This window comes from Kocuria sp. CH-021, assembly GCF_049716185.1.
GTDB lineage: Bacteria > Actinomycetota > Actinomycetes > Actinomycetales > Micrococcaceae > Kocuria > Kocuria cellulosilytica.
Map to the genome: position 1 here is coordinate 34,060 of NZ_JBNAFK010000013.1, position 25,570 is coordinate 59,629.

The window sequence follows — 25,570 nt, forward strand, 5'->3', positions numbered from 1 at the left end:
CACGACCGTCCGGGCGCCTACAGCGCCACGGAGGGATAGGGCTTGCCGGTCCAGGCCTCGAGCCGCTTCGCCCAGTTCCGCTGGTAGGACAGCGGGCCCAACTCCCGCGCCCAGTCCTCGTCGAAGAGGCCGATGAACAGGGTGAGGTAGAGGAAGAAGTGGGCGCCGTAGGCGAACAGCCACTCGTAGTCGTAGGTCTCCAGGGCCCGGCGCTCGTCCTCGGTGAAGGACAGCCACGAGGTCTTCTCCGCGGCATTGAGCCAGGTGCCGACCTCCTCCTCCCACGCGGTGATCGCGGCCGCCGGGTCCGCCTTGTACCGGGCGACCCAGGCGGGGTCGCGGTCCACGGTGTAGAGGAACTTGTTGACGTAGTACTTGCTCATGCCGACGCACCTTCCTTCACGGAGTCCTTCGCGGAGTCCTGCCCGGTGTCCTGCCCGGCGCGGACGGGACCGAGGACGGCCCCGGAGGACGCGGCGGCCCGGGCCGCCGCGGCGGCCTGCTGCTCGGTCTTGCCCGGGTACCAGGTCATGAACATCTCCCGGGTGTGGAAGAGGTCCAGCTGGTCCACGTAGTCGGCCTCCTCGGGGCCGGCGATGCCCATCATGAGGATCAGGTCCATGAACCCGTGGGTGGCGTTGCCGGCCGCGGCCATGGACTCGTGGGTGACGTCGGCCAGGATCGCCTCGATGTTGCCGGTGGACAGCCACTCGATGGCCTTCGCGTCGAACGCCGGGTCCGGGCCGTGCTCGCCGAACATCCGGGGCCCGCCCAGTTCCAGGGACAGGTGGCCGGTGCCGATGGCGGCGACCTTCTTGTCGGAGGGCCATGCGTCGATGATCCTGCGGATGGCCCGACCGAGGTCCCAGAACCGCTTCGGGGAGGGCAGGGGCGGGGCGAAGATGTTGGTGTAGATGGGCACCACCGGCAGATCGGCCTCCGGGCGCACGGTGATGATGGGGCAGACGATGGAGTGGTCGATCTTCAGTTCGTGGCTGAAGGAGAAGTCGAAGCCGGCCTCCAGCAGCTCCTCGTGCAGGTGGTTGGACAGCTCCACGTCGCCGTCGAGCAGGTACTCGGGCAGCCCGAACTCACGGACCTCGTTGTAGAAGGTCGCGTCGTACTTCTCCTGCTTGCCGATCAGGAAGGTCGGGTAGTTGTCCAGGAAGAACTGGTGGAAGTGGTCGGCGCCGACCATCACCAGCACGTCCGGCTCGGCGGCCGTCAGGGTGTCGCGGTAGGCCTCGACCTTGCGCTGCCACTCGTCGGCCTGCGGCATCCGGTTCTCGGAGTGGTCGGTGGTGGCCCGGAGGTAGAACGGGTGGTGCGTGCTGGCCAGCACGGCCGTCAGATCAGCCATCGGTCGTCTTCTCCTGCTCGGGTGGTTCGGGGTCTCAGGCGTTCGGGGTCTCGCCGGGCTCGACGTAGACGGCGTGGCGGTCCACGGCCGTGTAGATGTCCTGGGCGATCGGGTGGCGCTTCTCCTCGGCGATCTGGCCCAGCAGCCCGGCCGAGCGGGCCAGCAGGGCGAAGCCGCGCAGCAGGTCGGTGGGCAGGCCCAGGTCGGCCAGGGCCGCCCCGCAGACCCCGGCACCGTTGAGCGGCAGGCGCCGGCCCAGGACCGGCCCGCTCATCCGCCCGATCGCCTCGAACAGCCGCAGGTGCGGGCCGCGCAGCCCCTCCTCCTCGGCGATGCCGATGAGCACCGGGGTCCGCGGGTCGCCATCCTTGTGGTTGGGGTGGCCCAGGCCGGGCACGAACTTCCCGGCCGCCTTCTGGGCACGGATGGCCTTCGCGGCCATCTCGTCCCACTCCGCGTCGGTGCCGGGCAGTTCGCCCTCGCGGGCGGCCAGGGTGGCGGCCAGGAACTGCCCGCAGTCCTCGGTCACCCCCAGGAAGCGGGACCCGCCCCCGAGCAGACCCGCCGCCATCGCGCCCTGCACGGAGTCCGGGGCGCTGAGATAGGTGACGCGGGCGGCGATGGCGGTGGGGGTGAAGCCGTGGTCGGCCAGGGCGACGAGCACGGACTCGAAGACCCGCACCTCGCCGGCGGTGGGCCGGCGCATCGCGACCAGCCAGAACGCCAGTTCGCCGAAGCCGACCTTGCCCATCAGGTCCTGGGCCAGGTCCTGGCCCAGCAGCCGGATCTCCGTGGCGCTGGAGGTGCCCAGGGACGTGGGGAAGCGCAGTGCCGGCTCGGGCTCGGTGGTCATCAGGACTCCTTCCGCGGAACGGTGGTCGTGGCGGTGGTCGGGGTGGCCTCCGGCGTGCTGAGCCAGGCGCGGACCTGGTCGGTGTGCTCGCCCAGCTCGGGCGGGGCCAGGTCGTAGCGCGGCGGGGTGGCCGAGAACGTCACCGGGTGGCGCACCACCGGCACCGCCCGGTCGCCCGTCCCGGCGCTCACCACCGGCTCCAGGCCGAGTTCCTTGGCGTACTCCACGCCCTGCCCGATCGTGTTGATGGGACCGTTGGGCACGCCGACCTCGTTGAGCTCGGCGAACCAGTGCTTCGCGGGGTGCTTGCGCAGCTGCTCCACGAGCAGGGGGCGCAGCTGCTCCCGGTTCGCGGTGCGGTCGCCGTTCTCGGCGAACCGGGGGTCCTCGGCGACCTCGGGGATGCCCAGCGCCGTGCACAGCCTGCGGAACTGGGCGTTGTTGCCCGCGGTGACGATGAGGTCGTCGTCGGCGGTGGGCAGCGGCTCGTAGGGGAAGAGGCTGGGGTGGGCGTTGCCCATCCGATGCGGCACCACCCCGCCGGCCACGTAGGCGGCGGTCTGGTTGACCAGCCCGCTCATCGCGGAGGCCATCAGGCTGGCCTCGAGGTGCTGACCGGTCCCGGTGGCGTCCCGGTGGCGCAGGGCGGCCAGGACGGCGATGGTGGAGTGCAGCCCGGCCATGACGTCGAAGACGCTGATCCCCGCCCGGAACGGCGATCCGTCCGGATCACCCGTGAGGCTCATCAGACCGGACATGGCCTGGACGATGAGGTCGTACCCCGGCAGCGAGGCACCCTCCGCGGAGCCGAAGCCGCTGATCGAGCAGTAGACCACCGCCGGGTTGGCCTCGGCCACCGCGGCGTAGTCCAGGCCGAAGCGCTTCAGGCCGCCGGGCTTGAAGTTCTCGATCACCACGTCGGCCCGCCGGGCCAGGGCCTGGGCCGTGGCCAGGTCGTCGGCGTCCGTGAAGTCCAGGACCACGGACTTCTTGCCGCGGTTGATCGCGGTGTAGTAGGTCGAGACCCCGTCCGGGCGGACCGGCGGGACCCACGTGCGGGTGTCGTCCCCGCCGGGGCCCTCCACCTTGATCACCTCGGCCCCGAGGTCGGCCAGCAGCATCGTGGCGTACGGGCCGGCCAGCACGCGGGAGAAGTCGGCGACCACCACCCCTTCGAGCGGGCGGGCCGTCCCGGCGGGCGGGTCCTCGGTGCTGTTCACGAGCGCCTCCGAAAGTCTGGTGTCCGCTATGCGGATAGATGTCCGTTATGTTGGAGATCACTCTCGTCCATGTTCGGTGACGTGTCAAGGGTTGATTGCGAGCGACAGGCGTCCGGTGTGCGGGTGCCTACACTGACTGGTGGCTGCGCCGCTCACCGGGGGCGCGGCACCACGGACGGAAGAGGGCGGACATGTCGGGTCGCAGCGAGACCGCGGGCTTCGTCGAGGCGCTCGCCCGGGGGCTGGACGTCATCCAGGCCTTCGGCGCCGACCGGCCGCGGATGTCGCTGACCGAGGTGGCCTCGGCGACCGGGCTGGCCCGGCCCACGGCGCACCGGCTGCTGCTGACCCTCAAGGAGCTCGGGTTCGTCCGGCAGGTCGACCGGGAGTTCCAGCTCACCGTCCGCGTCGTCGACCTCGGGATGTCCTACGTGGACTCCCTGGGACTCTGGGACATCGCCAGGCCCCACCTGGAGGCGCTGGTGGGCAGGACGGGGGAGTCCTCCTCCATGGCCCAGCTCGACGGCGCCGACATCGTCTACACCGCGCGGGTCTCCGTGCCCAAGATCATCGCCCTGCGCGTGGAGCTCGGCACCCGGTTCCCCGCCGCGGTGACCTCCCAGGGCAAGGTCCTGCTCGCGGGGCTCGAGGCCGCGGACGTGCACGCCGCGCTCGACACGCCGTCCCGGTCCTCCGTCCGGACCCGTCCCGTGGATCGTGCGCGGCTGCTCGAGGAGCTCGAGCTCGTGCGGGAGCGGGGGTGGGCCGTGGCCGACGAGGAGCTCGCCCCCGGGGTCCGCTCCATCGCCGCGCCGGTCACGGACGAGTCCGGGCGGGTCGAGTCCACCGTCAACATCACGGTCCACGCCGCGGAGACCCCGCTCGAGACGCTCACCGACGAGTACCTGCCCCACCTGCTGCGCACCGCGGACGCGATCTCCGCGGACTGGGCCGCCTGGCGCCGGCGTCCCCGCCGCGACGGCTGAGCGCGGGAGGTCCCCCCGACCCGGCTGAGTGCGGGCCGGTGCCCGCGACTCCGCCGGCCGCGCGGCGCACCGGCCGGGCTCGCCCGTCAGGGCTGTCCGGCTGAGCGCCGGTCCTGCGCCGTTGCCGGGCCGCTCCTCAGGAGCCTCAGGTCCGGACGGGCAGGCCCTCGCGGAAGACCCGCTTGAGCTCGGTCAGCTCGGGCCCGTGCCTGGTGGCCTCGGTGTTGAGCACCGGCTGGTGCACGGCGATCCAGCGCTGCTCGAGGGCGTCGACCTCGTCCTTCGTCTCGCACCGCGCCCAGCCGAGGAGCAGGTGCTCCTGCATCCAGGCGGTGAGCCGCTGCTCGTGCTCCGCGTCGAGGACCACCCGGCCCCGCCCGTCCACGGCCGCGCCCGCCCGCCAGGAGGGGTCCCCGGGCAGGAGCACGGCCAGCAGCGTGCGCCGCAGCGCCGAGGAGCGGGTGCGCCGCAGGTGCTGGCCGGTGATCCGCTTGTGGAGGTCCCGCCGGGCGCGGCCCACGTAGAGCAGCTCGGCGCGGCCGGAGGCGTGCCGCAGCCGCGGCACCTCGGGCAGCCGCAGCCCCGCGGCCTCCGGGGAGGGGGAGCGGGCGGTGTCCAGCCACCAGGCGTAGACGCCGCGGGAGCGGTAGACCTCGGCCTCCAGCGGCGTGCTGAGCGGCAGTCCGGCCAGGCCGGGCTCAGGGAGCTGCGTGCTCACGGGCCACCACCTTCCGCATGTGTTTCCATTCGCAACGTGTTCTCGACTGTAGGGGCAGGAGGGCTCGGTGCCCAGTCCGTGCCCTCCGCGGCGTCGTTCCCGGCGCCTCCTTGCCATACCTAGCGCTGCTAGGGTTCAATACCTAACAGAACTAGGTATAGGAGGCGCGATGCGCATCGACAAGGACCTGGTCGCCGCCTCGGCCACCCCGCTCGTGCTGGGGATCCTGGCGGACGGCGACCTGTACGGCTACGCGATCCTCAAGCGCGTCAGCGAACTCTCCGGCGGCTCCATGCAGTGGACCGACGGCATGCTCTACCCCCTGCTGCACCGGCTCGAGCGCCTCGGCTACGTGTCCTCCTCGTGGGGCACGTCCGAGGCCGGGCGCCGGCGCAAGCACTACGCGATCACGCCGGCGGGCCGGGCCGCGCTCGCCGACCGGCAGGAGCAGTGGACCGTGGTGGCGGACGCGCTGCGGCAGGTGTGGCAGGCCGCGCAGCAGCCGCCGGCCACGACGGAGAGGTGGGCGTGATGGAGCTGCACGCGGAGCAGGAGGCCCAGATCGGGCGGTGGCGCGGCTACGTCCAGCGCCGCCAGGCGATCTCCCCGGCCGACGTCGACGAGCTCGAGGACCACCTGCGCGAGCAGGTCGCGGACCTGAGGGCCACCGGGCTCGACGACGACGAGGCCTTCCTCGTCGCGATCAAGCGCATGGGCAACCTCGACGCCGTCTCGCACGAGTTCGCCCGGGAGCACTCCGAGCGGCTGTGGAAGCAGCTGGTGCTCGTGCCCGAGGACGCCGGGGACGCCGGCGCGCCCTCGTGGCGGGAGCTGGGGATCGTCCTGGCGCTCGCCGTCGGCGCGGGTCTGGCCGTCCGGGCCGGCATGGCCTGGTCCGGCGAGGAGGCGGTGCTGGCCCGCAACCTCGGCCTGCTCGTGCTGCCCTTCCTCGGCGCGTACTTCGCGTGGAAGCGCCGGCTCACCGCCCGCGTGCTGGTGGGGCTGCTCGTCCCCTTCGCGGTGCTCGCGGTCGTGCTCAACGTCTACCCCTTCGCCCCCGGCGGGTCCACGGAGCTGCTCGCCGCCCTGCACGCCCCGGTGGTGCTGTGGCTGCTGGCCGGAGTGGCCTATGTCGGCGGGAGGTGGCGCTCCGACGGCCGGCGGATGGACTTCGTCCGGTTCACCGGTGAGCTCGTGATCTACTACACGCTCCTGGCCCTGGGCGGGGCGGTGCTGGTGGGGCTCACGTTCGGGGCCCTGCAGGTCGTCGGCATCGACCTGGAGCCGGTGATGGAGGACTGGATCCTGCCGTTCGCGGTGCCCGGGGCGCTCGTCGTGGCCGCGTGGCTGGTCGAGGCCAAGCAGAACGTCGTGGAGAACATCGCCCCCGTCCTCACGCGAGTGTTCACGCCGCTGACCATCGTCATGCTGCTGGCCCTCCTGGCGGTGCTCACGGCGGCCGGCGGGCTGGTCGACGTCGACCGCGGGCTGCTGATCCTCATGGACGCGATCCTGGTGCTCGTCCTGGCCCTGCTGCTCTACTCGATCTCCGCCCGGGACCCGCTCGAGCCGCCCGGTCTCTTCGACGGCCTGCAGCTGGTGCTCGTCGTCGCGGCGCTGGCGGTCGACGCGGTGATGCTGACCGCCATGCTGACCCGGATCGCCGAGTTCGGCTCCAGCCCCAACAAGATCGCCGCGCTCGGGCTGAACCTGCTGCTGCTGGTGCACCTGCTCCGGGCGGGCTGGCTGAGCGCCGGATGCCTGCGGGGGCGGCGGCCGTTCGCCGTGCTGGAGCGCTGGCAGACCCGCTACCTGCCGGTCTACGGCGTGTGGGCCGCGATCGTGGTGGTGGTCTTCCCGCCGCTCTTCGCCTTCGCCTGACCGGCGGGCTCCCCGGGCGGGTGGTGCGGGCGGGGGCCTGCGCGTCCCGGTGGCAGGGGAGTCGCCCCCCGACGACTGACCGAACGGTCCGAGGCCCGCTGCCACCAGGACGGCGGCATCCTGATCGACGTCCTGCCGACGGCCTTCCGGCCGGTCGCTGCGACGCGATCCTCACGCGGCGGCTCAGCCCCCCGGCTGATCACCTGCGTGATGCGTCAATACTAACAGCGGGTTATTACCTGATCGATCCACGTCCTGTCCACAGTTGCGCCGACTTGCCCCGGACCGCTCCCCGGGCTCCCTCGTCCGGCCTCCTTCATCCGGGCTCCCGCCCCCGGCTCAGGGAGTGCCCCACGGCCGGTGCGTGAGACCGTGGGCCCCCCGGTAGTCCGGGGAGGCGGGCTCGGACCAGCCCTGCAGCAGCTCGTCGTCGAGGGCGTGGACGGTCACGGCCAGGGGGTGGCAGATCTCGACGGGGTCGGTGACGCCGGGGCCGAACATCGGCTTGGACAGGTCCCCGCCCGGGCACGTGGAGAGCGCCACGAGCAGGTCCTGCTCGGCGAAGAACTCGAAGTGGTCGCCGGGGGCGGCCGGGCAGGTCTTCATGAAGTACTGGTCGTCGGCGTTGAGCCCGGTGCACTGGAAGACGTTGAGCACGTCGTGGACGTCGAACTCGGTGAGGCCCCAGGGCAGCACGGCCCGGACGAGGTTGGAGTGGCAGTGGTAGTCGAAGTCCACGCCGTTGAGCATGCTCGAGACGTAGGGGTCGCACCGGGTGCCGAGGGTGTCGTGCACGCGTCCGCCCTCGGCGTCGACCCCGTAGCCGGCCAGGGTGTCGCCCACGATCGTGGCCATCGGGCGCAGGAACGGCAGGGTGGACCACAGCCGGTCGAAGGTGCTCACGTGGGCGGCCTGCAGCTGCCGGGTGCGGGAGGCCCAGAACCGTTCCCGGGGGTCGTGCCGGTTCCAGAGGTTGAGGTCCCCCACCTGGGGGCCCTCCACGGTGGCGATGCGGCACACGTGCCCGGCCGGCACCTCCCACGCCGCGCCCGAGCGGATGGGCACGGTCAGCTCCCGGACCAGGGTGCGCCGGTCCGTCTCGGCGCCGATGCGTCCGTAGAAGTCCCGGTCGACCTCGAGGGCCGCGCCCTGGTAGGCGGCCTGGGTGAGTCGCGGGTCGGGGTTCGGTGCCATGGGGTGTCCTTGCCTGCCGGGTGGGGTTCGCCGGGGCGTGACGGCGACGGCCGTGCTCGCCGGGGCGCTGTCCGTTCTGCTCCGACCCTAGCAACCGTGACCCCGGCGCCCGAGAGGCCTACAGTCGGCTCCAGGGGCACAGCGGTGCCCGCAGCGGAGGAGGCCACCATGACCGAGTCGTCGGAGACCACCGGCGGACTGCCGTCCGTCTGGATGCAGGACCTCACCTGGGAGGAGGTCGCCGGCTACCTCGAACGGGAGCGGATCGCGCTCGTGCCCGTGGGCAGCACCGAGCAGCACGGGCCCGCGGGCGTGCTGGGCGTCGACTCCTACGTGGCCATCACCCTGGCCGAGGACGTCGCCCGGCGCACCGGCGTCCTGTGCACGCCGCCGATCTGGTACGGGGACTCCACCCACCACGCCGGGTTCCCCGGGACGCTCAGCATCTCGGCCGGGACGCTCTCGCTGCTGGTCCGCGACATCTGCCGGAGCCTGGCCCGGCACGGGTTCGACCGGATCGTGCTGATCAACGGGCACAAGGGCTCCAACCTGCCCGCGCTGACCACCTCGCTGCGCGAGCTGCACGAGGAGCAGCTGCCCGGTGTGCTGTTCGCCGTGGCCGACCCGCTGCACCTGGCCCGCTCCGCCGCGCCCTCCATCAAGGAGGTGAACGAGCACCACGCCGGGGAGCTCGAGCTCTCCCACGTCCACCACCGGATCCCGGGCTCCGTGCGGACCGACCGGCTCACCGGCGCGGGCTTGGACTTCCAGCAGGTCTTCGGCGGCTTCGTGGGCGACGACCTGTTCGGGCCCGCCCCCGACGGCGTGGACATCATCTGGTCCGGCGAGGAGCAGCGGCGCTTCACCCCGACCGGCAGCTTCAGCTCCTCCCTGGGCCTGGACGAGGACAAGGGGCGCCGCTACCACGACCACATCGTGGCCCGCCTCTGCGAGCTCGTCGGCTGGCTGCGGAGCTACGACGGGCCCGTCGGCGCCGGCCCGGCCGCCTGACCGCTCTCGCTTCCGGGGTGGGCACCTGCTGATGCCCACCCGCTGAGCGGGAGTGGTCCGCTCCAGGACTCCCGGAACAGCCGGCGAGTCCTTCCTGCTCGACAGCACGACCGGCCCGGAGAGCGGTCACAGCGCCCAGATCTGCTCGAGCCGCTCGGCCCGCTCCCGGCGCGCCTGCAGCGCCTCCTCCATCGGCACCGCCCGGAACCGGGTCACCGTGCCCGGGGCGGCCCGGGCCAGCAGGTCCATGTCCGCGGAGATCACGGTGCCCACCATGGCGTAGCCGCCGCCGGAGACCGCGTCCCGGTGCAGCACGATGGGCTGGGTGCCGCCGGGGACCTGGATGGAGCCCACGGCGTAGCCGGCGTCCACGATGTTGGAGGGGTCCGAGCCGGCCCCGAAGGGCTGCTCCCGCTGGATCCACTCCACACCGGGGCCCTCGAAGCGCAGGCCCATGCGGTCGGCCACGGGGGTGAGCCGCCACTCCTCCTCGACCAGCCGGCGCCGGCCCTCCTCGGTGAGCAGGTGGTCGTAGAGGCCCCACATGATCCGCAGCTCCAACGACTTCCCGAAGGCGGGCCGGAGGCGCTCCGGGATCTCCTCGACCTCGGGCAGCAGACCTGTGGGCTCGCCCACGGGCACCACGTCCCCGGCCTCCAGCTTCCGGCCCTCCACCCCGCCCAGCCGCCCGATCGCGTAGGTGGAGCGCGAGCCGAGCACCTCCGGCACGTCGATGCCGCCGCGGACCGCCAGGTAGAAGCGGGCGCCGCCGCGGAGCACCCCGAACCGCACGGCGTCCCCCGCCACGAGCTCGAGCCGCCGCCACGCCGGGTGCTCCTCGCCGTTGACCAGCACGGGGACGTCCGCGCCGGTCACCGCGACCGTCGTCGGGACGTCCACGGTGAGGGAGGGTCCCGTGTAGGTGCACTCGAGCACGGCCTCGGCCGCGGTGTTGCCGACCAGCTTGTTCGCCGCCTGCGCGGACTCCTGGTCCATGGCCCCGCCCTGCGGGATGCCCACGTGGTAGTACCCGATCCGCCCCTGGTCCTGGACGGTGGTCAGCAGTCCGGGCTGCTCAATCGTCAGCGCCATCGAGGGCCTCCAGAAGGGTGCGGTTGTAGCGGTCGGGATCGGCCAGTGCGGCCTCGACGTCGAGGGTCACGGGCGCCTGCTTGTACCGCCAGGTGCCGTCCTCGACCTGCTGCTGGATGGAGCGGTACTCGGCCTCGTCGACGGGCCGGAACTTCACGAGGTCCCCGGGTCTGAACAGGATGAGGAAGTCCCGGAAGTCGTGCAGGACCTGCCCGGGGTCGTAGATGGGGGCGGCGGCGATGCCGAACATCTGGTAGCCGCCGGCCCCGCGGACCGAGTAGATGCAGGCGAAGCAGCCGCCGTGCCCCACGGTCAGCGGAGGGGTGTCGGTGCGGGGGCTGAGGTACTTGGGCACCTCGAGCTGCCGGTCGCGGGGCACGAGCTGGTACATGAACGGCAGCCCGGCCACGAACCCCACCATGGACACCAGCCACGGGGACTCGTGGTGGCGCCGGATGAACTCGGCGGCGTCCGCGAGGCCGTTGACCTTCGCGGCGTAGTCGAGGTCGGTGCCGGAGGGATCCTGGTGGTAGCCCTCCCGGAAGCGCGCCACGACCTCGGCGGTGTAGGGGTCCTGGTACCAGACGGGGACCTCGATGATCCGGGTCTCGGCGGTGTACTGCGTGGACTCGCGGGCCCGGCCCTCGAGCTCCTGGGTGCGGCGCTTCAGGTCCGCGGCCTCGAGGACGTCCGGGTCGAAGCGCACCAGCAGGGACGCGTTGGCGGGGCAGACGTCCACCACGCCGGGCAGGTCCAGCGCGGTGAGCCCCTGCGCCACGGTGGTGGCCAGGTAGTTGGCGGTGAGGTTCATGGCCTCGTCGAACTCCACGAACAGGAACTCGTCACCGCCCCACGTGTACCGGGCGGTGGGCAGGTACAGGGTCTCGGTCATGGTGCGCTCCCCTCGTCGGGTGTGTCGCCGGGAACGCCGCTGGGCCGGTCGCCCAGCAGCTCGGTCTCGATCCAGGTGGTGTGGTGCGCCACGGCCGCGAACTCCGGGTCCAGGACGAGCCGCCGCAGCAGCGGCACCGTGGTCCTGATCCCCTCCACGTGCGTGGCGGCCAGGGCCGCGCCCATCCGCTGCACGGCCGTCTCCCGGTCCTCGGCGTGCACGATCAGCTTGGCCAGCAGGGAGTCGTAGTACGGGGCCACGACGTCCCCGGCGCGCACGCCGGTGTCCACGCGGTACTCGGGTCCCTCCGGCCAGTCGAGGCGGCTGATGGTGCCCGGGCTCGGCATGAACTTCTTCTCCGGGTCCTCGGCGTTGATCCGGCACTCCACGGAGTGCCCGTCGAGGACGACGTCCTCCTGCCGCAGCCGCGTCCGCCCGGTGGAGGCGATCGTGAGCTGCTCGGCGACCAGGTCCACGCCCGTGACGAACTCGGTGACCGGGTGCTCCACCTGCAGGCGGGTGTTCATCTCGATGAACGCCGCCTCGTGCCGGACGGGGTCGTAGAGGTACTCGACCGTGCCCACCCCGGTGTAGGAGCACAGCCGGGCCAGGTTCACGGCGGAGTCCCGGATGCGCTCGCGGACCCCGTCCGGCAGGTCCGGGGCGGGGGCCTCCTCCACGATCTTCTGGGAGCGGCGCTGCAGGGAGCAGTCGCGGTCGCCCAGGTGCAGGAACGTGTGCCCGTCGCCGAGGACCTGGACCTCCACGTGCCGGGCCCGCTCCACGAAGCGCTCCAGGTACACCGTGGGGTCCCCGAAGCTCGCGCCCGCCTCGGAGCGGGCGGTGTCGACGGTCCGCAGCAGGTCCTCCTCGGCGCGGACCAGGCGGATGCCGCGCCCGCCGCCGCCGGCCGAGGCCTTGACGACGAGCGGGTAGCCGACCTCCCGGGCCAGCGCCAGGACGGCGTCGTCGTCGCCCTCGAGGGGACCGTTCGAGCCGGCGAGGACGGGCACCCCGGCCGCGATCGCGGCCTCGAGCGCCCGGGTCTTGTGGCCCATGAGGTCGATGACGTCGGGGGACGGACCCACCCACGTCAGCCCGGCCTCCTGCACGCGCCGGGCGAAGGCGGAGTTCTCGGAGAGGAACCCGTAGCCGGGGTGCACCGCGTCGCAGCCGTGCTCCAGGGCGGCGGCCACGAGCGCCTCCGCGTCCAGGTAGGACTTCTGCGCCGGGGCGGGCCCCACCACGGCCACCTCGTCGGCGAGCTCCGCCGCCAGCGACTCCCGGTCCGCCTCGCTCACCGCCAGGACGGTGCGCAGGCCCAGCTCCCGGGCCGAGCGCAGGATCCGGACCGCGATCTCGCCCCGGTTGGCCACCAGGAGCGTGGCGATCGGCACGGCTCAGCTCTCCGTGACGACGGCGATGACGTCCCCCGGGTTCACCATGTCGCCGTCCTCCACCTCGAAGGCCCGGAGCGTGCCGGCGGTGTCCGCCTGGACCTCCGAGAACTGCTTCATCACCTCGATGAGGCCGATGACCTGCCCGGTCTCCACCGGGTCGCCGTCCCGCACGAACGGGTCCTTGTCGGGGGAGGGGCGGCGGTAGAAGACGCCGGGCAGCGGGGACTGGATCTCGGCCATGGTGCGGGTCCTTTCGGTCGGGTCGGGTGACGAGGGTCGGGGAGCAGCGGGTCCGGGCGGGTCGGGTCAGGCGCCCGGTGCCGGGTGGGCGTCGATCGCCTCGCGGACGGCGCGGGCCACCGCGGGCGCGCCCGGGGCGTCGGAGTGCACGCAGACGGACTCGAAGCGCATCGGCAGCTCCGTGCCGTCCTCGGCCCGCACCACCCCCTCGGTCAGGGCCTGCGTCACCCGGTCGGCGGCGGCGTGCGGGTCGGTGGCGTGGGGCGTGCGCTGGATGATCAGCCCGCCCTCGGCGTTGTAGTCGAGGTCCACGTAGAGCTCGGCCACGAACGGCACGCCCCGCTCGGCGCACACGGACTCGTGCGCGGTGCCGGCCATCCCGAGCACGCCCACGCCGTAGTCGGCGGCCACCGCGGCGACCGCCTCCATCAGCGCCGGGTCCTTGGCGACCATCCCGTAGAGCGAGCCGTGCGGCTTGAGGTGGTGCAGGTCCGCACCGTGCTGGAGCAGGAAGCCGGTGAGGGCGCCCACCTGGTAGCGGACGAGCGACTCGACCTCCTCCGCCGTGAGCACCATGGCGCGGCGGCCGAAGCCCCACTGGTCCGGCAGGGAGGGGTGGGCGCCGATCGCGACGTCGTGGGCCACGGCGGCGGCCACGGTCGCGGACATGATGTCCGGGTCCCCGGCGTGGAAGCCGCAGGCGACGTTGGCGAGGTCCACGATCTGCAGCAGCTCCGGGTCGTTGCCGAAGCGGTGCAGGCCGATCCCCTCGCCCATGTCCGAGTTGACGGTGGGCCGGGTGCGGGTCTCTGGTGTGGCCATGGTCACAGCCTAGGGACGCGGGGCGCCGGAGGGAACGATTCCGGAGCGCTCCCGGTGCGGGCGCGGGGCACGTGGGGGCCGTCACTGTGCTTTTCACCGAACACCTGTACAGTCATGACCAGTTGTTGAAGTTTCGTTCTTGCAGTTCAAGCAGTTCGCCCGACTCCGGGCGCAGCAGTTTTTCTGAGAAGACGTTTTGGCAGGCATCGCAACGCCCGAGCACCCCGATCGCCGGGGACGCTCCGTTTCCCAGAAAGACAGGTTCCCCATGACTACTGGCACCGTGAAGTGGTTCAACGCCGACAAGGGCTTCGGCTTCATCACCCCCGAGGACGGCTCCAAGGACGTGTTCGCGCACTTCTCCGCGATCAACTCCGGCGGCTTCCGCTCCCTCGAGGAGAACCAGCGCGTCGAGTTCGAGACCCAGGACGGCCCCAAGGGCCCCCAGGCCGCGAACATCACCGTCATTGCGTGATGACGCCCTGATCTCCTCGTGAGATCTCCGGCACGGGGCTGAGCGCCCCGCCGCCGACCTGACATCGCCACCCGGCTCCGGCCGGGTGGCGATGTTGCTGTCCGCCCCGTTCCGGCGCCGGCCCCCGGTCCCGCGACCCGTTCCGGCTGCCCGTTCCGGCGCTCGTTCCGGCGCTCCGGAGTAGGGTGCGCTCGAGCCGACGCAGCCGGGAGGAGGGGGCCAGCATGCCCGAGGTCGAGGTGCAGCCGACCGCTGCCCAGGTCCGCCGCCTGCTCGAGGCCCAGCTGCCGCAGGAGCTGCGCGGGCTCCTGGACCGGTCCCTGACGCCGGTGGCGCAGGGCTGGGACAACGCGCTGTTCCGGCTCGGCACGGCCCACGCGGTGCGCCTGCCGGTGCGCCGTGCCGCCGTCCCGTGCCTGCTGCACGAGGCGCGGTGGACGGCCGTGGCGGGCGCGCCGCTGGCTCCGCTGGGGATCGCCGTGCCCCGGCCGGTGTTCCGCGGCCGGCCCGGGGCCGGGTACCCGTGGCCCTGGACGGTGGTCCGCTGGATCGACGGCGAGGCCGTGGCCACCCTCCCGGTGGCGCGCCGCGGCCGGCTCGCGGCGGACCTGGCGCACGCCCTGGCCGCGGTGCACCGGCCGGCTCCGGCGGAAGCTCCGCGCAACCCCCACCGGGGCGTCCCGCTCGGCGCGCGGCTCCGCACGGCGCCGCCACCGTGGCCGGCGGCGGCCGCAGCCCTCGAGGACCGGCGGACCGAACGGCTCCGCGGCGTCGTCGACGACGGCCTGCGCGCCGCCCCGTGGCCCGGGCCGCCGGTCTGGCTGCACGGCGATCCCCACCCGTGGAACCTCGTGCACCGGCACGGGCGGCTGGCAGGTCTGCTCGACTTCGGGGACGTCTGCGCCGGGGACCCCGCGTCCGACCTCGCCGGCGCGTGGCTGGCCTTCGACGCGCCCCAGCGCGCGGCCTTCCGCGGGATCGTCGACACGACCGGCCGGTACGACGACGACGTGTGGCGCCGCGCCGCAGCCTGGGCCGCCCTCTACACGGCGGCGGTGGCCGCGAACCCCGGCTCCGGCCCGGACTTCGGCGCCGTGGTCCGGCACGCGGTGTCCCAGCTGGACCCGGACGCCTGAGCCCGGCTGGCTCCCCGGGCAGGGGTCCGAGCAGAATGGACGTCCCAGCCCACAGGGGAGGTGCTCGATGGACGTGGTCATCGTGCCGACCGCCGCGGACGTCGGCACGCACGCGGCCGACGTCGTCGCCGCCCGGATCGCCGCGCAGCCGGACACCGTGCTGGGGGTGGCCACCGGCTCGTCGCCGGTCGGGATCTACCGCGAACTGGCCCGGCGGCGGGCGGAGGGCTCGCTCGAGCTGGGACGGCTCACGTGCTTCGCGCTCGACGAGTACGTCGGCCTGGCGCCCGGCCACCCGCGCAGCTACGCCGCCTACCTGGACCGGGAGATCGCCCGCCCCTGGGGCCTGCCGTCCGCGCGGGTGCGGGCGCCCGAGGCCTCCCGCCCGGACCTGGCGGAGGCCGCCGAGGAGTACGAGCAGGCCATCGCCGCGGCCGGCGGCATCGACCTCCAGATCCTCGGGATCGGCACCAACGGTCACATCGGGTTCAACGAGCCGATCTCGTCGCTGTCCTCCCGCACCCGCGTCACGGCTCTGTCCGCGCAGACGCGTGCCGACAACGCGCGCTTCTTCGACGGCCCCGACGCCGTGCCCACCCACTGCCTCACCCAGGGGCTGGGCACGATCCTCGACGCCCGCCGGGTGCTCCTGGTCGCCCAGGGCGAGCGCAAGGCGGCGGCCGTCGCCGCGGCCGTGGAGGGGCCGGTGGCCGCCCGGTGCCCGGCGTCGGCGCTGCAGTTCCACCCGCACGCCACGCTGGTCCTCGACGAGGCCGCCGCGAGCGCGCTGACGCTCCCGCACCACCACCGTCCTGTCCCGGACCGGGGGGATGGGGCCGTGCCGGGGAGTCCCGCGGCCGCGTCATGAAGCCGGCCGGCGGCGTCACGATGCCGCCGGCCGGCCCCGGACGGCCGGCACCTCGGCGGTTCGCCCGGGCGAACATCACGATTCGGCCACTGACGGCGCGGCCGTGCCCGGCCTACGATGCGCTTGCAAACCAGCACTTCCAGAATCGAGGGGACACCATGAAGCACAGTGCAGCGGGCGCGGCAGTGGCGACGGCGATCGGGCTCGCGGCCCTGACCGCAGCACCGGCGGCGGCCGCACCGGGTGATCCGATGGTCTTCACCGACTGCGCCACGGCGGCCGGCTACGGAGTCCACAACATCCCCGTCGGCTCGGTCAGCCACAGCGCGAGCCTCGTCGACGACGACGGGGACGGCATCGTGTGCGAGAGCGCCGAGTGGAGTTACGACCCGACCCGCATCCCCGTGGAGAACGAGTCGGGGGGATACACCCACACCATCGTCGACTGGATCCCCGGCGCGGGCCCCGGACCGGACGCCCAGCCCGGCGAGGTGCCCGGGGCGGACCCGTACACCCAGGTGGGCGAGGTCCCCGTGGGCGGCGCCGACACCGGTGCCGCCGTGCAGGAGGGCGCCGCCGCCGGTGGTCCCGCCGCCGCCGGCCTCCTGGTCCTGGGGGCCGCCGGTGCGGCGGTGGCAGTGCGCCGGCGCCGCGCCGGCCGGGCGTAGGGCGGCGGGGCCGGTCCTCGTGACGGTTCCGACCGCCGGCCGCCGCAGGGGCCGCCTGGTCCCTGCGGCGGCCGTCCTCCTGCTGCTCAGCGGCTGCGCGGGCGGGTCCCCCGCGCAGCCCGCCGCCCCGCCGTCGTCCGCGTCCTCGTCGGTGTCCGCCCCGCCGGCGCAGACACCGGCCCCCGCCCCGACGGCCGCTCCCGGCACGGCGGCTCCCGGCCCGGACGCCGCTCCGGCGCCGGAGACCCAGCCGCCGGTGCTCGCGCAATCCGCGCCCGTGGCGGTGCGGATCCCCGCCGTGGGCGCCTCCTCCGGGCTGCTGCACCTGGGCCTGCGTCCGGACGGCTCCCTGGAGGTGCCGCCCACCCATCCCGGGGCCCCGGCCTCCTGGTACACCTCGTCGCCCACGCCGGGGGAGCGGGGGCCGGCCGTGCTGCTCGGCCACGTCAACGCCACCGGCGGCGGGCCCGGCGTCTTCGCGGGGCTGCGCGGCCTCGCCCCCGGCGACACCGTGGAGATCGACCGGGAGGACGGCAGCACGGCGGTGTTCGTCGTCGAGCGCGGGGAGCAGTACGCCAAGAACGCCTTCCCCACCCGGGCCGTGTACGGCAACACGGCGGGAGCGGAGCTGCGCCTGATCACGTGCGACGGCTACGACCCCGCCACCGGCCTGTTCGACGACAACTACGTGGTCTACGCACGGCTCGCCGCCTGATCCTCCCTCGATCTTTTCCGCGAGATCGCACCTGTCGGCGACCGCGGGCACCGAGGTCGCCGACGCGTGCAATCTCGCGGGTCCGTGGGTCTCGGACGGGACACGCCTCGTCCTCCCGGCGGAGGTGCGATCGCACACCGTGGGAGAGGATGGGAGGGCGCTCCCTGTGCCCTGTCCGTACCCCTCTTCCCGAAGGAGATCTCCATGAGCAACCCGTATCCCCAGCAGTCCGAGGACCCCCGCGGCGGCCCGCCGCAGTACCAGGCGTCCGGCGACCAGTACGGAGCCGGCCAGTACGGTGGCGGCCAGTACGGCGGCGGGCGCCCCGGCGCCGCCCCGCCCGAGGTCAAGCGGCTCCTGACCCTGACCCTCGTCTCGGCCGCGATCTACCTGGTCAACCAGGTGCTGGGGCTGATCACGACCTCGAGCGCGGACATGTCCGCCACGTACGAGCAGTCGGGCCTGACCCCGGAGCAGATCGCCCAGACCCAGAGCGTGGGGGTGATCTTCTCCGTGGTCGTCATCGTGGTCGCCCTGGCCCTCTACGCCCTGGTCTACGTGTTCCTCAAGAAGGGCAAGAACTGGGCGCGCGTGCTGGGCATCGTCCTGGCGATCCTCAGCACGCTCGGGGTGCTCCTCGGGCTGCTGACGACCGCCATGGTCGGCCTCAGCGGCACGGGGATCATCGGGGCGGTCCTCGGGCTGCTGCTGGTCGTGGTCAACGTGCTGTGGCTCGTCACCGCGTTCAAGGCCCCGGTCAAGCACTGGTTCGCGCCGCCGCGCATGGCCTGATCCGCCCCGGCGCCCGCCGGGCGCCCCGCAGGACCCACCGCAACGCCGCCCGACCCTCGGGGCCGGGCGGCGCTGCGCCGTCCACCGTCGGTCGTCCCCGGGGCCTGCGGGGGACGACCTCCAGCGGTGCCGTGGCCCTTCGGGGGCCGGAGCCGCTCGGCGAGGGGACGGAAGCAGCCGCGGAGCGGCAGACCTACTCCGCGCCCACCTCGTCGGCGTTGCGGCGCTTCCCCAGGATCTTGGGCAGCACCGAGGGCAGGACGAGGACTGCCAGGGCCACGAGCAGCAGACCCACGGTCAGCGGACGGGTGAAGAAGACGGAGAAGTCGTTCTGGCTGATCGACAGGGCCCGCCGCATCTGGGTCTCCATCATGGGGCCCAGGATGGAGCCGATGATCGCCGGGGCCACCGGGAAGTCGTACACCCGCATGAAGAACCCGGCCACCCCGATCACGCAGACGATGAGCACCTCGACCAGACTGCCGGAGATCGAGTAGACGCCCAGCACGCCGAAGACGAGGATCCCGGTGTACAGCAGGGTCTTCGGGATCGAGAGCAGCTTCACCCACAGCTTCACCAGCGGCAGGTTGATCGCCAGCAGCATGAGGTTGCCGATGAACAGGCTCGCTATCAGGGTCCACACCAGGTCCGGGGAGTTCTCGAACAGCTGTGGGCCGGGCTGGATGTTGTAGATCTGGAAGGCGCTCAGGATGATCGCCGCGGTGGCCGAGGTGGGAATGCCCAGGGTCAGCAGCGGCACCAGCACCCCGGAGAAGGAGGCGTTGTTCGCGGCCTCGGGGCCGGCGACGCCTTCGATGGCGCCCTTGCCGAACTCGTGGCGGTGCTTGGAGAGCCGCTTCTCCAGGTTGTAGGACAGGAACGTGGGAACCTCGGAGCCGCCGGTCGGCATCGAGCCGAAGAAGAATCCGAGCAGACCGCCCCGGATCCACGGTTTCCAGACCCGCTTGCGCTCCCCCTTGTCCAGCCAGACGCGTCCGGAGAACTCGACGGCCGCCTCGGCCTTGGCCAGCCGCAGCTGGGCCAGCCCGTAGAGCGCCTCCCCGACGGCGAACAGGCCGATCACCACGATGACGATGTCCACCCCGCCCAGCAGCTCCGGCATGCCGAACGTGAAGCGCTGCTGGCCGGTGAGGAAGTCGAGGCCGATGAGGCCGATGAACAGCCCGGCGAAGAGGCTGACCATGCCACGGATGATCGAGTTGCCCACCAGGGCGGTGACCGAGACGAACGCCAGCACCATCAGGGCGAAGTAGTCGGTGGCCTGGAAGGACTTGGCCAGGTTGGCCACGAGCGGGGCCAGGAAGGTCAGGCCCAGCGTCGAGATGATCCCCGCGAAGAAGGAGCCCATGACGGCGGTGGCCAGGGCGGGCCCCGCGCGGCCGGCTTTGGCCATGGGGTAGCCGTCGATGGCCGTGGCCACGGACCCGGCCTCCCCCGGGGTGTTCAACAGGATCGAGGTGATCGCGCCGCCGTACAGGGAGCCGTAGTAGATGCCCGCGAAGATGATCAGCGCGCCGGTGGGGTCGAAGCCGTAGGTCAGCGGCAGCAGCAGGGCCAGCGCCAGGGCCGGCCCGATGCCCGGCAGCACGCCCACCAGCGTGCCGATGGTGACGCCGACGGCCGCGAAGAGCAGGTACTGCGGCTCCAGCGCGTTGGCGAAGCCGTTGAGCAGTTCGGAGAGAGCGTCCATGGGTTCCTAGAGCACCGGTTCCAGCAAGCCGGCCGGCAGGCGCACGCCGAGCAGCTCGGTGAAGCCGAAGTAGACGGCGGCGGAGAACAGCACGGCGACGACGACGTCGCGCAGCAGGTGGCGGCTGCCCGCCAACCGGGCGACGACCGCGAAGAAGGCCGCCGTGGCGATGACGTAGCCCAGCGGCTCGAGCAGGAAGGCGTAGACGACGAGCACGCCGATGACGGCCCACAGGGTCCGCCAGTGCGTGCGCGCGTGCTCCTCCGCGGCCTGCTCCAGCAGGGCGCGGTCCGGGGCCGCCGTGGCGCGCACCAGGAACGCGACCCCGAAGACCACCAGCCCGATCCCGACGATCAGCGGGAAGAAGCCGGGCTGCTGCGGGCCGAACCCGCCCGAGCTCGCGATGCGGATCGCGTCGACCAGGACCACCGCCGCGCCGAGCACGACGACGACGGCGGCGATCCTGGTCCCGAGCCTGCCCCCGGAGGGGCCGGCCTCGGCGCGCGCGGGCCTGGAGCTCACCCGACGATCCCGAGATCGGTCAGGGTCTGGGTGATGGCCGCGTCCTCCTCCTCGATGTAGTCCGCGAACTCCTCGCCGGTGAGCAGGTAGTCGTCCCAGTTGTTGGACTCCAGGGTCTGCTGCCACTCCTCGGTGCCGTGCATCTCCTCGACCATGCCCACGACTGCGTCGCGCTGCTCGTCACTGATCTCCGGCGGCGCCACGATCCCCCGCCAGTTGGCGATGGAGACGTCGTAGCCGGCGTCCATGATGGTCGGGGCGTCGATGCCCTCGATGGGCTCCTCGCTGGAGACCGCGAGCAGCCGCATCTCGCCGGCGTCGATCTGGTCCTGGAACTCCGCGAGCCCGGAGGCCGCCGCGGTCACGTCCCCGGAGAGGATGGCCGGGGTCAGCTCACCGCCGCCGGAGTAGGGGATGTAGTTGATCTCGGACGGTTCGATGCCGGCGGCCTCCGCCAGCTGGGCCACGAGGATCTGGTCCACGCCGCCGACCGAACCGCCGCCCCACGCGACGCCGCCCGGATCCGCCCGGAAGGCCTCCATGAGCTGCTCGAGGGTCTCGTACTCGGAGTCCGCGGGCACCACGATCGCGTCGTACTCGGCGGTGAGCCGGGCGATGGGGGTGGTGTCGGCCAGGGAGACCTGGGCGTCGGTCTGCTCGATGGCGCCGACCAGGATCTTGCCGATGACCATCAGCTGGTGCGGATCGCCGGCGTTCTCGCCGACGAACTGGGTCAGGCCGATGGTGCCCGAGCCGCCGGAGACGTTGTAGACCTCGGCGCCGGTGTCGATGACACCGCCCTCGGTCAGCGCCCTGCCGATCGACCGGGCCGTCTGGTCGTAGCCGCCGCCCGGGTCCGCCGGGGCCATGATCTGGAGGGCCTCGCTCGGATAGTCGGCGGCCTCGCCGCCGCCTCCGCCGCTGTCACCGCAGCCGGTCAGGGCCAGGAGCCCTGCCGCGAGCAGCGCACACCCTCGGGCCGTGCGCCGGGTTCGGGAGACGTTTCTCGGTGATCTCATGCGGACCGTCCTCAGCGGTAGGGCCGCGGCGTGCGTCCGCCGCGGGGAGCGGAACAGCGTCGGCCTCGTCGCCGATCGCAGAAGCAACCAGGTGCCTCGGAGTCGACCCTATCGTGATCCGCGTCACTTGTGCGAAGTGTTCCGGTGAGTCCCGGGCCGCGTCGGAGCCGGGCGTCGGTCCGGGCCGGCGTCAGCGGCCCTGCCCGATGACGCGGTCGCGGCCGGCGAGGAGGGCGACGGCGCACAGCGCCACCATGAGTCCCGCCATGAGCAGCAGCGGCGGCTCCCACCGCCCTCCGGCGTCGTAGAGGGCGCCGAAGACGGCGGGGGCGATCGCCGCCAGCGCGTAGCCCACCGACTGGGCCATCCCGGACAGCGCCGCCGCCTGGCGGTGGTCGGCGGAGCGGAGGCTGAACAGGGACAGCGCGACGACGATGAGGCTGCCGCAGCCGATCGACCCGAGCACGATCCACAGCAGCGTCAGCTCCGGCGCGGCGGCCAGCCCCACGAAGGTGGCCAGGGCCAGGGCGCCGCCCGCGAAGGCCACCGGCCGCTGGTCGCCGAGCCGGTGCATCAGCGCCCCGGTGCCCAGGCTGGAGCCCATCCCGATCAGCAGGAACAGTGCCATGTGCGTGCCGGCGGCGGCCGCCGGGACGCCGTGGCTGCGCTCGATGCTCGGCAGCCACGCCATGAGCACGTAGAACGCCACCGACTGCAGACCCATGAACAGGGTGACCTGCCAGCCCAGCGCCGACCGCCACGGGGACCGGTAGGGGCCCGCCTCCGCCACGGGGGCGCCGGTCCCGGGGGGATCGGACCGCAGGCCGGGGGAGAGCACCACCAGGGCCGCGACGGCGAGCACCGCCCACACCCCCAGGGCCAGGCGCCACCCGGCCGGACCGGCGTGGGCGATCGGGACCACCAGGGCGGAGCCGGCCGCGGCCACCGCGCCCTGGATCGAGGTGTACACGCCGGTCACCTGGCTCACGCGCAGGGGGAACTCCCGCTTCACCAGCGAGGGCAGCAGCACGTTGAGGAACGCGATGCCGATCCCGATCACCGCGGTGCCCACCCACACGGCGCCCTCGACCGGCGCGGAGCGGCCGCCGATCCCGGCCGCGAGCAGCAGCAGCGACAGCCACAGGGCCCGGTCCAGGCCCGTCCGGGCGGCCACGGCGGGGGCCACGGGGGAGAACAGGGCGAACATGGCCAGCGGCAGCCCGGTCAGCAGTCCGGCCTGGCCCGCCGAGATGCCGAGGTCGCGGCTGATCTCCTCGAGCAGCGGCCCCACGGTCACGAAGCCGACGCGCAGGTTCACGGCGATCAGCACCACGCCGAGGAAGCCGAAGCCGAGACGGGCCCGCCGGCCCGTGGCCGATGACGCGTTGGTGAGCACGGCACACCCTTTCCGGAGGACAGGACGGAGGATCTCCGGACAGCGTAGACGGGGCGGCGCGCCCTCCGGCGCGCCGCCCCGTTCCACCAGCTTCCGCGGCGCTGCCGCAGGAGTCCTGGAGTCAGCCGAGGATGAGGTTGAGCACGAACAGCAGGGGGATGGAGCCGGCCCAGACCGCGGTGGTGATGCCGGACCAGCCGCGCAGCGCGTCCAGGCCCTGCAGGCCCGTGAAGCGGGTGACCACCCAGAAGTAGGAGTCGTTGAAGTAGCTGAAGCACATCGAGCCGGCGGTGCACGCCAGGACGGCGACCACGGGGTCGATGCCCAGGCTGCCCACCAGCGGGGCGGTCACGGAGGCCGCGGTGATCATCGCGACCGTGCCGGAGCCCTGGGCGATGCGCACGAGGGTGGCGATGAGGAACGGGACCAGGAAGGCCGGGAGCGGCGTCGCGGCCACGGCCTCGGCGAGGGCGTCGCCCACGCCGGAGGTGCGCAGCACCTGGCCGAACGCGCCGCCGGCGCCGGTGATCAGCAGGATCAGACCGGCCGAGGCCGCCGCCTCGGCGAACCAGCCGTGCGCCTTGTTCCGCGGGCTCCACCGGGGCAGGAGCACGTAGAGGGCCAGGATCATGCCGATGACCAGGGCGACCACGGGGTTGCCGACGAAGGCGAAGGGCACGGCCCAGGCGGAGGGCTCGTACTCGTCCCCGCCGATCACGCCCTGGGCGTTCTGGTCGATGGCGCCGGTGACCGTGTTGGTGATGATCAGCAGCAGCGGGATGAGCAGCGGCAGGGACGCGGTGAACGCGCCGATCCGGTGCGGCGCGGCGCCCTCCGGCGGCCGGCCGAGATCCGCCGACGGGTCGGCGGCGGGGGGCTGTCCCGCCTCGGCGTCGAGGTCGTCCCGGGGGCCGTCGTCGAGGGCCGTGCCCGTGGCGTGGGCGCCGCCGCCGACGCCGGCGGTCGCCACGGTGCCGTAGACGGCCTCGCGCACGTGCTCCTCCACCTTGGGCTCGAGCGTGGGGCCGATCCACCGGGCATAGGCGACCACGATCGGCAGCAGGAGCACGGTGAACACCAGGCCGACGAGGATGACCGCGCCGAGGTCCGCGCCGAGGATGCCGGTGACCGCCAGCGGGCCGGGCGTGGGCGGGACGAGGTGGTGGGTGAGCGTCATGCCGCAGCCCAGCGCGAGGGCGAGCGTCACGTAGCCGGCCCGTTCGACGCGGGCGATCGAGCGGGCGAGCGGGTTCATGATCACGTAGCCCGAGTCGCAGAACACGGGGATGGACACCAGGGCGCCCACGCTGCCCATGGCCCACGGTTCCCGGCCCTTGCCGAAGGCGCGCAGGAAGGCGTGCGCCAGGGAGTTGGCGGCGCCGGAGACCTCGAGGATCTTGCCGATCCCGACGCCGAGGCCGATCACGATGCCGATCGAGGCGAGGGTGTTGCCGAAGCCGGTCGTGATGGCGTCGACGATCTCGAGCGGGGCCTGACCGGCGACGGCGCCGGTCAGCAGGGCCGCGATGAGCAGCGCCACGAACGCGTCGAGCCGGGTGCGCAGCACCAGGACGATGATGGTGGCGATGCCCAGCAGGAGTGCCAGGAGTAGTTGCAGATCCACGGTGTACGGCTCCTCGGGGACGTGGGACGGCCGTGTGTGCGGCCCGGACGCGGGAATTGACGAGATCGGCGCTGCATGTGAGGCTAACCACACATATGACGTCTGACAAGAGGCAGGTACGCGCCGTGAACCCTGACCCCGACGTGCGCACCGTTCCGCCCGCGGGAGCCGCTGTGGGACGCCGCGCCGATGGCTAGGAAGTCCCTGGTCGAGGCGGTCGCGGAGGAGCTGCTCGAGCGCATCCTCCAGGGCGAGGTGGGTCCGCACGAGGCGCTGCCCCCCGAGGCCGAGATCGCCCGGGAGTCCGACGTCAGCCGGCTCACCGTGCGCGAGGCCCTCAAAGCCCTCCAGGCGCAGAACATCGTCTACGTCCGGCGCGGGCTCGGGACCTACGTGAACCCGCCCGAGGCATGGACCGGCCTCGAGGCGATCCTCAAGGCCGCCTCCCGGGGCACGGCCTCCCACCAGGTCGCGCTGCGGCTGCTGGAGGTCCGGCGCATGGTGGAGACCGGCTCCGCGGCGCTTGCCGCCGTGCACGTCACCCCGGAGGACCTCGCCGCGATGGAGGACGCCGTCCAGGACCTCGAGCGCGCGCACGGCACGGGGGACCTGGACGAGGTCACCCGTGCCGACATGGCCTTCCACGACGCCGTGCTGCGGGGCTCGGGCAATCCGTTCGTCCCGGTGCTGCTGGCCCAGCTCTCCCAGCTGCTCTACGCCGAGCGCCGGGCGACCTCCGCGTTCCCCGAGGTCCAGCGGCACGCCATCGAGCACCACCGGCTGATCCTGGCGGCCATCGGCACCCGGGACCCCGAGACGGCGCGCAAGGCCATGGAGGCCCACATCGACCAGACCTACGCCGACTACGAGCACTACATCGGCCACGGGACCGCCGCCGGCGGCCCCGGCCCGGCGCAGGGCCGGGAACCCGGACCCGCACCCGGACACGCACTCAACAGCACAGGAGATGACTGA

General features: G+C 73.0%; 27 protein-coding genes. 11 read left to right on the plus strand and 16 right to left on the minus strand.

Going from position 1 to position 25,570, the window contains the following annotated elements; translation table 11 throughout:
- Positions 1-17 precede the first annotated feature (17 nt).
- From ACPYN7_RS11495 to ACPYN7_RS11510, 4 genes are read right to left on the minus strand one after another with little or no spacing between them, the layout of a single operon-like run.
- Entirely contained in the window at positions 18-383 is a 366-nt protein-coding gene (locus ACPYN7_RS11495) for a hypothetical protein (protein ID WP_058872946.1), read from the minus strand.
- Positions 380-1,360, minus strand: coding sequence for an extradiol ring-cleavage dioxygenase (locus ACPYN7_RS11500; RefSeq protein WP_082696929.1), 981 nt, complete (start codon positions 1,358-1,360; stop codon positions 380-382). Before ACPYN7_RS11500 ends, ACPYN7_RS11495 begins: the two co-directional genes overlap by 4 nt.
- Positions 1,361-1,394: 34 nt before the next feature.
- Complete coding sequence (locus ACPYN7_RS11505; RefSeq protein ID WP_058872947.1) at positions 1,395-2,213, minus strand: citryl-CoA lyase; 819 nt, start codon at positions 2,211-2,213, stop codon at positions 1,395-1,397.
- Entirely contained in the window at positions 2,213-3,433 is a 1,221-nt protein-coding gene (locus ACPYN7_RS11510) for a CaiB/BaiF CoA transferase family protein (protein ID WP_424347745.1), read from the minus strand. The genes ACPYN7_RS11505 and ACPYN7_RS11510 overlap by 1 nt, the downstream gene beginning before the upstream one ends.
- Positions 3,434-3,624: 191 nt before the next feature.
- Between ACPYN7_RS11510 and ACPYN7_RS11515 the strand changes: the two genes are divergently transcribed.
- A complete protein-coding gene (locus ACPYN7_RS11515) occupies positions 3,625-4,419 on the plus strand; it encodes an IclR family transcriptional regulator domain-containing protein (protein ID WP_424347746.1) in 795 nt (264 codons plus the stop codon).
- Positions 4,420-4,564: 145 nt separating this feature from the next.
- On the opposite strand, the gene ACPYN7_RS11520 is transcribed toward ACPYN7_RS11515, so the two are convergent.
- On the minus strand, positions 4,565-5,137 hold the full coding sequence (locus ACPYN7_RS11520; RefSeq protein WP_058872950.1) for a GIY-YIG nuclease family protein: 573 nt from the start codon (positions 5,135-5,137) through the stop codon (positions 4,565-4,567).
- A gap of 169 nt (positions 5,138-5,306) precedes the next feature.
- Here ACPYN7_RS11520 and ACPYN7_RS11525 point away from each other — a divergent pair, with 169 nt between their 5' ends.
- On the plus strand, positions 5,307-5,669 hold the full coding sequence (locus ACPYN7_RS11525; protein ID WP_058872951.1) for a PadR family transcriptional regulator: 363 nt from the start codon (positions 5,307-5,309) through the stop codon (positions 5,667-5,669).
- The gene (locus ACPYN7_RS11530; RefSeq protein ID WP_424347793.1) at positions 5,669-7,018 is read left to right on the plus strand and encodes a permease prefix domain 1-containing protein; all 1,350 of its coding nucleotides are present in this window, start codon (positions 5,669-5,671) and stop codon (positions 7,016-7,018) included. Before ACPYN7_RS11525 ends, ACPYN7_RS11530 begins: the two co-directional genes overlap by 1 nt.
- A 339-nt stretch (positions 7,019-7,357) precedes the next feature.
- Here ACPYN7_RS11530 and ACPYN7_RS11535 read toward each other — a convergent pair whose 3' ends face one another.
- Positions 7,358-8,212 (minus strand): urea carboxylase-associated family protein, encoded by an 855-nt coding sequence (locus ACPYN7_RS11535; RefSeq protein WP_424347747.1) that lies wholly within the window; start codon positions 8,210-8,212, stop codon positions 7,358-7,360.
- Positions 8,213-8,380: 168 nt separating this feature from the next.
- Between ACPYN7_RS11535 and ACPYN7_RS11540 the strand changes: the two genes are divergently transcribed.
- The gene (locus ACPYN7_RS11540; protein ID WP_424347748.1) at positions 8,381-9,223 is read left to right on the plus strand and encodes a creatininase family protein; all 843 of its coding nucleotides are present in this window, start codon (positions 8,381-8,383) and stop codon (positions 9,221-9,223) included.
- Positions 9,224-9,349: 126 nt separating this feature from the next.
- Here the strand turns inward: ACPYN7_RS11540 and ACPYN7_RS11545 are convergent, their stop codons facing one another.
- From ACPYN7_RS11545 to ACPYN7_RS11565, 5 genes are all read right to left on the minus strand, one after another.
- Positions 9,350-10,315 (minus strand): biotin-dependent carboxyltransferase family protein, encoded by a 966-nt coding sequence (locus ACPYN7_RS11545; protein ID WP_424347749.1) that lies wholly within the window; start codon positions 10,313-10,315, stop codon positions 9,350-9,352.
- The gene (locus ACPYN7_RS11550; protein WP_424347750.1) at positions 10,299-11,207 is read right to left on the minus strand and encodes a 5-oxoprolinase subunit B family protein; all 909 of its coding nucleotides are present in this window, start codon (positions 11,205-11,207) and stop codon (positions 10,299-10,301) included. The genes ACPYN7_RS11545 and ACPYN7_RS11550 overlap by 17 nt, the downstream gene beginning before the upstream one ends.
- Positions 11,204-12,604, minus strand: coding sequence for an acetyl-CoA carboxylase biotin carboxylase subunit (locus tag ACPYN7_RS11555; protein ID WP_424347751.1), 1,401 nt, complete (start codon positions 12,602-12,604; stop codon positions 11,204-11,206). The genes ACPYN7_RS11550 and ACPYN7_RS11555 overlap by 4 nt, the downstream gene beginning before the upstream one ends.
- Positions 12,605-12,607: 3 nt before the next feature.
- The gene (locus tag ACPYN7_RS11560) at positions 12,608-12,847 is read right to left on the minus strand and encodes an acetyl-CoA carboxylase (RefSeq protein ID WP_058872957.1); all 240 of its coding nucleotides are present in this window, start codon (positions 12,845-12,847) and stop codon (positions 12,608-12,610) included.
- Positions 12,848-12,913: 66 nt separating this feature from the next.
- Positions 12,914-13,669 (minus strand): 5-oxoprolinase subunit PxpA, encoded by a 756-nt coding sequence (locus ACPYN7_RS11565; RefSeq protein WP_424347752.1) that lies wholly within the window; start codon positions 13,667-13,669, stop codon positions 12,914-12,916.
- A 268-nt stretch (positions 13,670-13,937) separates the two neighbouring features.
- On the opposite strand from ACPYN7_RS11565, the gene cspE reads away from it, so the two are divergent.
- The 6 genes from cspE (at position 13,938) to ACPYN7_RS11595 (ending at position 18,323) form a co-directional block, all read left to right on the plus strand.
- Positions 13,938-14,144 (plus strand): transcription antiterminator/RNA stability regulator CspE, encoded by a 207-nt coding sequence (gene cspE / locus ACPYN7_RS11570; protein WP_058872958.1) that lies wholly within the window; start codon positions 13,938-13,940, stop codon positions 14,142-14,144.
- Positions 14,145-14,368: 224 nt separating this feature from the next.
- Complete coding sequence (locus ACPYN7_RS11575) at positions 14,369-15,280, plus strand: phosphotransferase (RefSeq protein ID WP_424347753.1); 912 nt, start codon at positions 14,369-14,371, stop codon at positions 15,278-15,280.
- A gap of 67 nt (positions 15,281-15,347) precedes the next feature.
- Positions 15,348-16,148 (plus strand): glucosamine-6-phosphate deaminase, encoded by an 801-nt coding sequence (gene nagB / locus ACPYN7_RS11580; protein WP_424347754.1) that lies wholly within the window; start codon positions 15,348-15,350, stop codon positions 16,146-16,148.
- Positions 16,149-16,306: 158 nt separating this feature from the next.
- Complete coding sequence (locus ACPYN7_RS11585) at positions 16,307-16,816, plus strand: hypothetical protein (protein ID WP_424347755.1); 510 nt, start codon at positions 16,307-16,309, stop codon at positions 16,814-16,816.
- A gap of 19 nt (positions 16,817-16,835) precedes the next feature.
- Complete coding sequence (locus ACPYN7_RS11590; protein WP_424347756.1) at positions 16,836-17,531, plus strand: class F sortase; 696 nt, start codon at positions 16,836-16,838, stop codon at positions 17,529-17,531.
- A gap of 204 nt (positions 17,532-17,735) precedes the next feature.
- Positions 17,736-18,323 carry a hypothetical protein gene (locus tag ACPYN7_RS11595; protein WP_424347757.1) on the plus strand — a complete coding sequence of 196 codons (588 nt, stop codon included), beginning with the start codon at positions 17,736-17,738 and terminating at the stop codon, positions 18,321-18,323.
- 193 nt (positions 18,324-18,516) lie between these two features.
- Here the strand turns inward: ACPYN7_RS11595 and ACPYN7_RS11600 are convergent, their stop codons facing one another.
- The 5 genes from ACPYN7_RS11600 to ACPYN7_RS11620 form a co-directional block, all read right to left on the minus strand.
- Positions 18,517-20,034 carry a tripartite tricarboxylate transporter permease gene (locus tag ACPYN7_RS11600; RefSeq protein ID WP_424347758.1) on the minus strand — a complete coding sequence of 506 codons (1,518 nt, stop codon included), beginning with the start codon at positions 20,032-20,034 and terminating at the stop codon, positions 18,517-18,519.
- Between the two features lie 6 nt (positions 20,035-20,040).
- Positions 20,041-20,556: a tripartite tricarboxylate transporter TctB family protein gene (locus tag ACPYN7_RS11605; protein ID WP_058872964.1), complete on the minus strand. Its 516-nt coding sequence runs from the start codon at positions 20,554-20,556 to the stop codon at positions 20,041-20,043.
- Complete coding sequence (locus ACPYN7_RS11610) at positions 20,553-21,575, minus strand: Bug family tripartite tricarboxylate transporter substrate binding protein (RefSeq protein WP_424347759.1); 1,023 nt, start codon at positions 21,573-21,575, stop codon at positions 20,553-20,555. The genes ACPYN7_RS11605 and ACPYN7_RS11610 overlap by 4 nt, the downstream gene beginning before the upstream one ends.
- Positions 21,576-21,765: 190 nt before the next feature.
- Positions 21,766-22,971, minus strand: a complete 1,206-nt coding sequence (locus ACPYN7_RS11615) for a CynX/NimT family MFS transporter (protein ID WP_058872966.1) — start codon at positions 22,969-22,971, stop codon at positions 21,766-21,768.
- Positions 22,972-23,092: 121 nt separating this feature from the next.
- Positions 23,093-24,595: a GntP family permease gene (locus ACPYN7_RS11620; RefSeq protein WP_424347760.1), complete on the minus strand. Its 1,503-nt coding sequence runs from the start codon at positions 24,593-24,595 to the stop codon at positions 23,093-23,095.
- A gap of 189 nt (positions 24,596-24,784) precedes the next feature.
- On the opposite strand from ACPYN7_RS11620, the gene ACPYN7_RS11625 reads away from it, so the two are divergent.
- The gene (locus ACPYN7_RS11625; protein WP_424347761.1) at positions 24,785-25,570 is read left to right on the plus strand and encodes a FadR/GntR family transcriptional regulator; all 786 of its coding nucleotides are present in this window, start codon (positions 24,785-24,787) and stop codon (positions 25,568-25,570) included.

What these genes read in the sequence shown, in the direction of transcription:
- cspE (WP_058872958.1), top strand. Translation starts at nt 13,938, where the DNA reads ATGACTACTGGCACCGTGAAGTGGTTCAACGCCGACAAGGGCTTCGGC.
- ACPYN7_RS11535 (WP_424347747.1), bottom strand. Translation starts at nt 8,212, where the DNA reads ATGGCACCGAACCCCGACCCGCGACTCACCCAGGCCGCCTACCAGGGC.
- nagB (WP_424347754.1), top strand. Translation starts at nt 15,348, where the DNA reads ATGGACGTGGTCATCGTGCCGACCGCCGCGGACGTCGGCACGCACGCG.
- ACPYN7_RS11530 (WP_424347793.1), top strand. Translation starts at nt 5,669, where the DNA reads ATGGAGCTGCACGCGGAGCAGGAGGCCCAGATCGGGCGGTGGCGCGGC.
- ACPYN7_RS11515 (WP_424347746.1), top strand. Translation starts at nt 3,625, where the DNA reads ATGTCGGGTCGCAGCGAGACCGCGGGCTTCGTCGAGGCGCTCGCCCGG.
- ACPYN7_RS11595 (WP_424347757.1), top strand. Translation starts at nt 17,736, where the DNA reads ATGAGCAACCCGTATCCCCAGCAGTCCGAGGACCCCCGCGGCGGCCCG.
- ACPYN7_RS11585 (WP_424347755.1), top strand. Translation starts at nt 16,307, where the DNA reads ATGAAGCACAGTGCAGCGGGCGCGGCAGTGGCGACGGCGATCGGGCTC.
- ACPYN7_RS11625 (WP_424347761.1), top strand. Translation starts at nt 24,785, where the DNA reads ATGGCTAGGAAGTCCCTGGTCGAGGCGGTCGCGGAGGAGCTGCTCGAG.
- ACPYN7_RS11540 (WP_424347748.1), top strand. Translation starts at nt 8,381, where the DNA reads ATGACCGAGTCGTCGGAGACCACCGGCGGACTGCCGTCCGTCTGGATG.
- ACPYN7_RS11575 (WP_424347753.1), top strand. Translation starts at nt 14,369, where the DNA reads ATGCCCGAGGTCGAGGTGCAGCCGACCGCTGCCCAGGTCCGCCGCCTG.
- ACPYN7_RS11550 (WP_424347750.1), bottom strand. Translation starts at nt 11,207, where the DNA reads ATGACCGAGACCCTGTACCTGCCCACCGCCCGGTACACGTGGGGCGGT.
- ACPYN7_RS11525 (WP_058872951.1), top strand. Translation starts at nt 5,307, where the DNA reads ATGCGCATCGACAAGGACCTGGTCGCCGCCTCGGCCACCCCGCTCGTG.
- ACPYN7_RS11565 (WP_424347752.1), bottom strand. Translation starts at nt 13,669, where the DNA reads ATGGCCACACCAGAGACCCGCACCCGGCCCACCGTCAACTCGGACATG.
- ACPYN7_RS11560 (WP_058872957.1), bottom strand. Translation starts at nt 12,847, where the DNA reads ATGGCCGAGATCCAGTCCCCGCTGCCCGGCGTCTTCTACCGCCGCCCC.
- ACPYN7_RS11610 (WP_424347759.1), bottom strand. Translation starts at nt 21,575, where the DNA reads ATGAGATCACCGAGAAACGTCTCCCGAACCCGGCGCACGGCCCGAGGG.
- ACPYN7_RS11505 (WP_058872947.1), bottom strand. Translation starts at nt 2,213, where the DNA reads ATGACCACCGAGCCCGAGCCGGCACTGCGCTTCCCCACGTCCCTGGGC.
- ACPYN7_RS11600 (WP_424347758.1), bottom strand. Translation starts at nt 20,034, where the DNA reads ATGGACGCTCTCTCCGAACTGCTCAACGGCTTCGCCAACGCGCTGGAG.
- ACPYN7_RS11495 (WP_058872946.1), bottom strand. Translation starts at nt 383, where the DNA reads ATGAGCAAGTACTACGTCAACAAGTTCCTCTACACCGTGGACCGCGAC.
- ACPYN7_RS11545 (WP_424347749.1), bottom strand. Translation starts at nt 10,315, where the DNA reads ATGGCGCTGACGATTGAGCAGCCCGGACTGCTGACCACCGTCCAGGAC.
- ACPYN7_RS11500 (WP_082696929.1), bottom strand. Translation starts at nt 1,360, where the DNA reads ATGGCTGATCTGACGGCCGTGCTGGCCAGCACGCACCACCCGTTCTAC.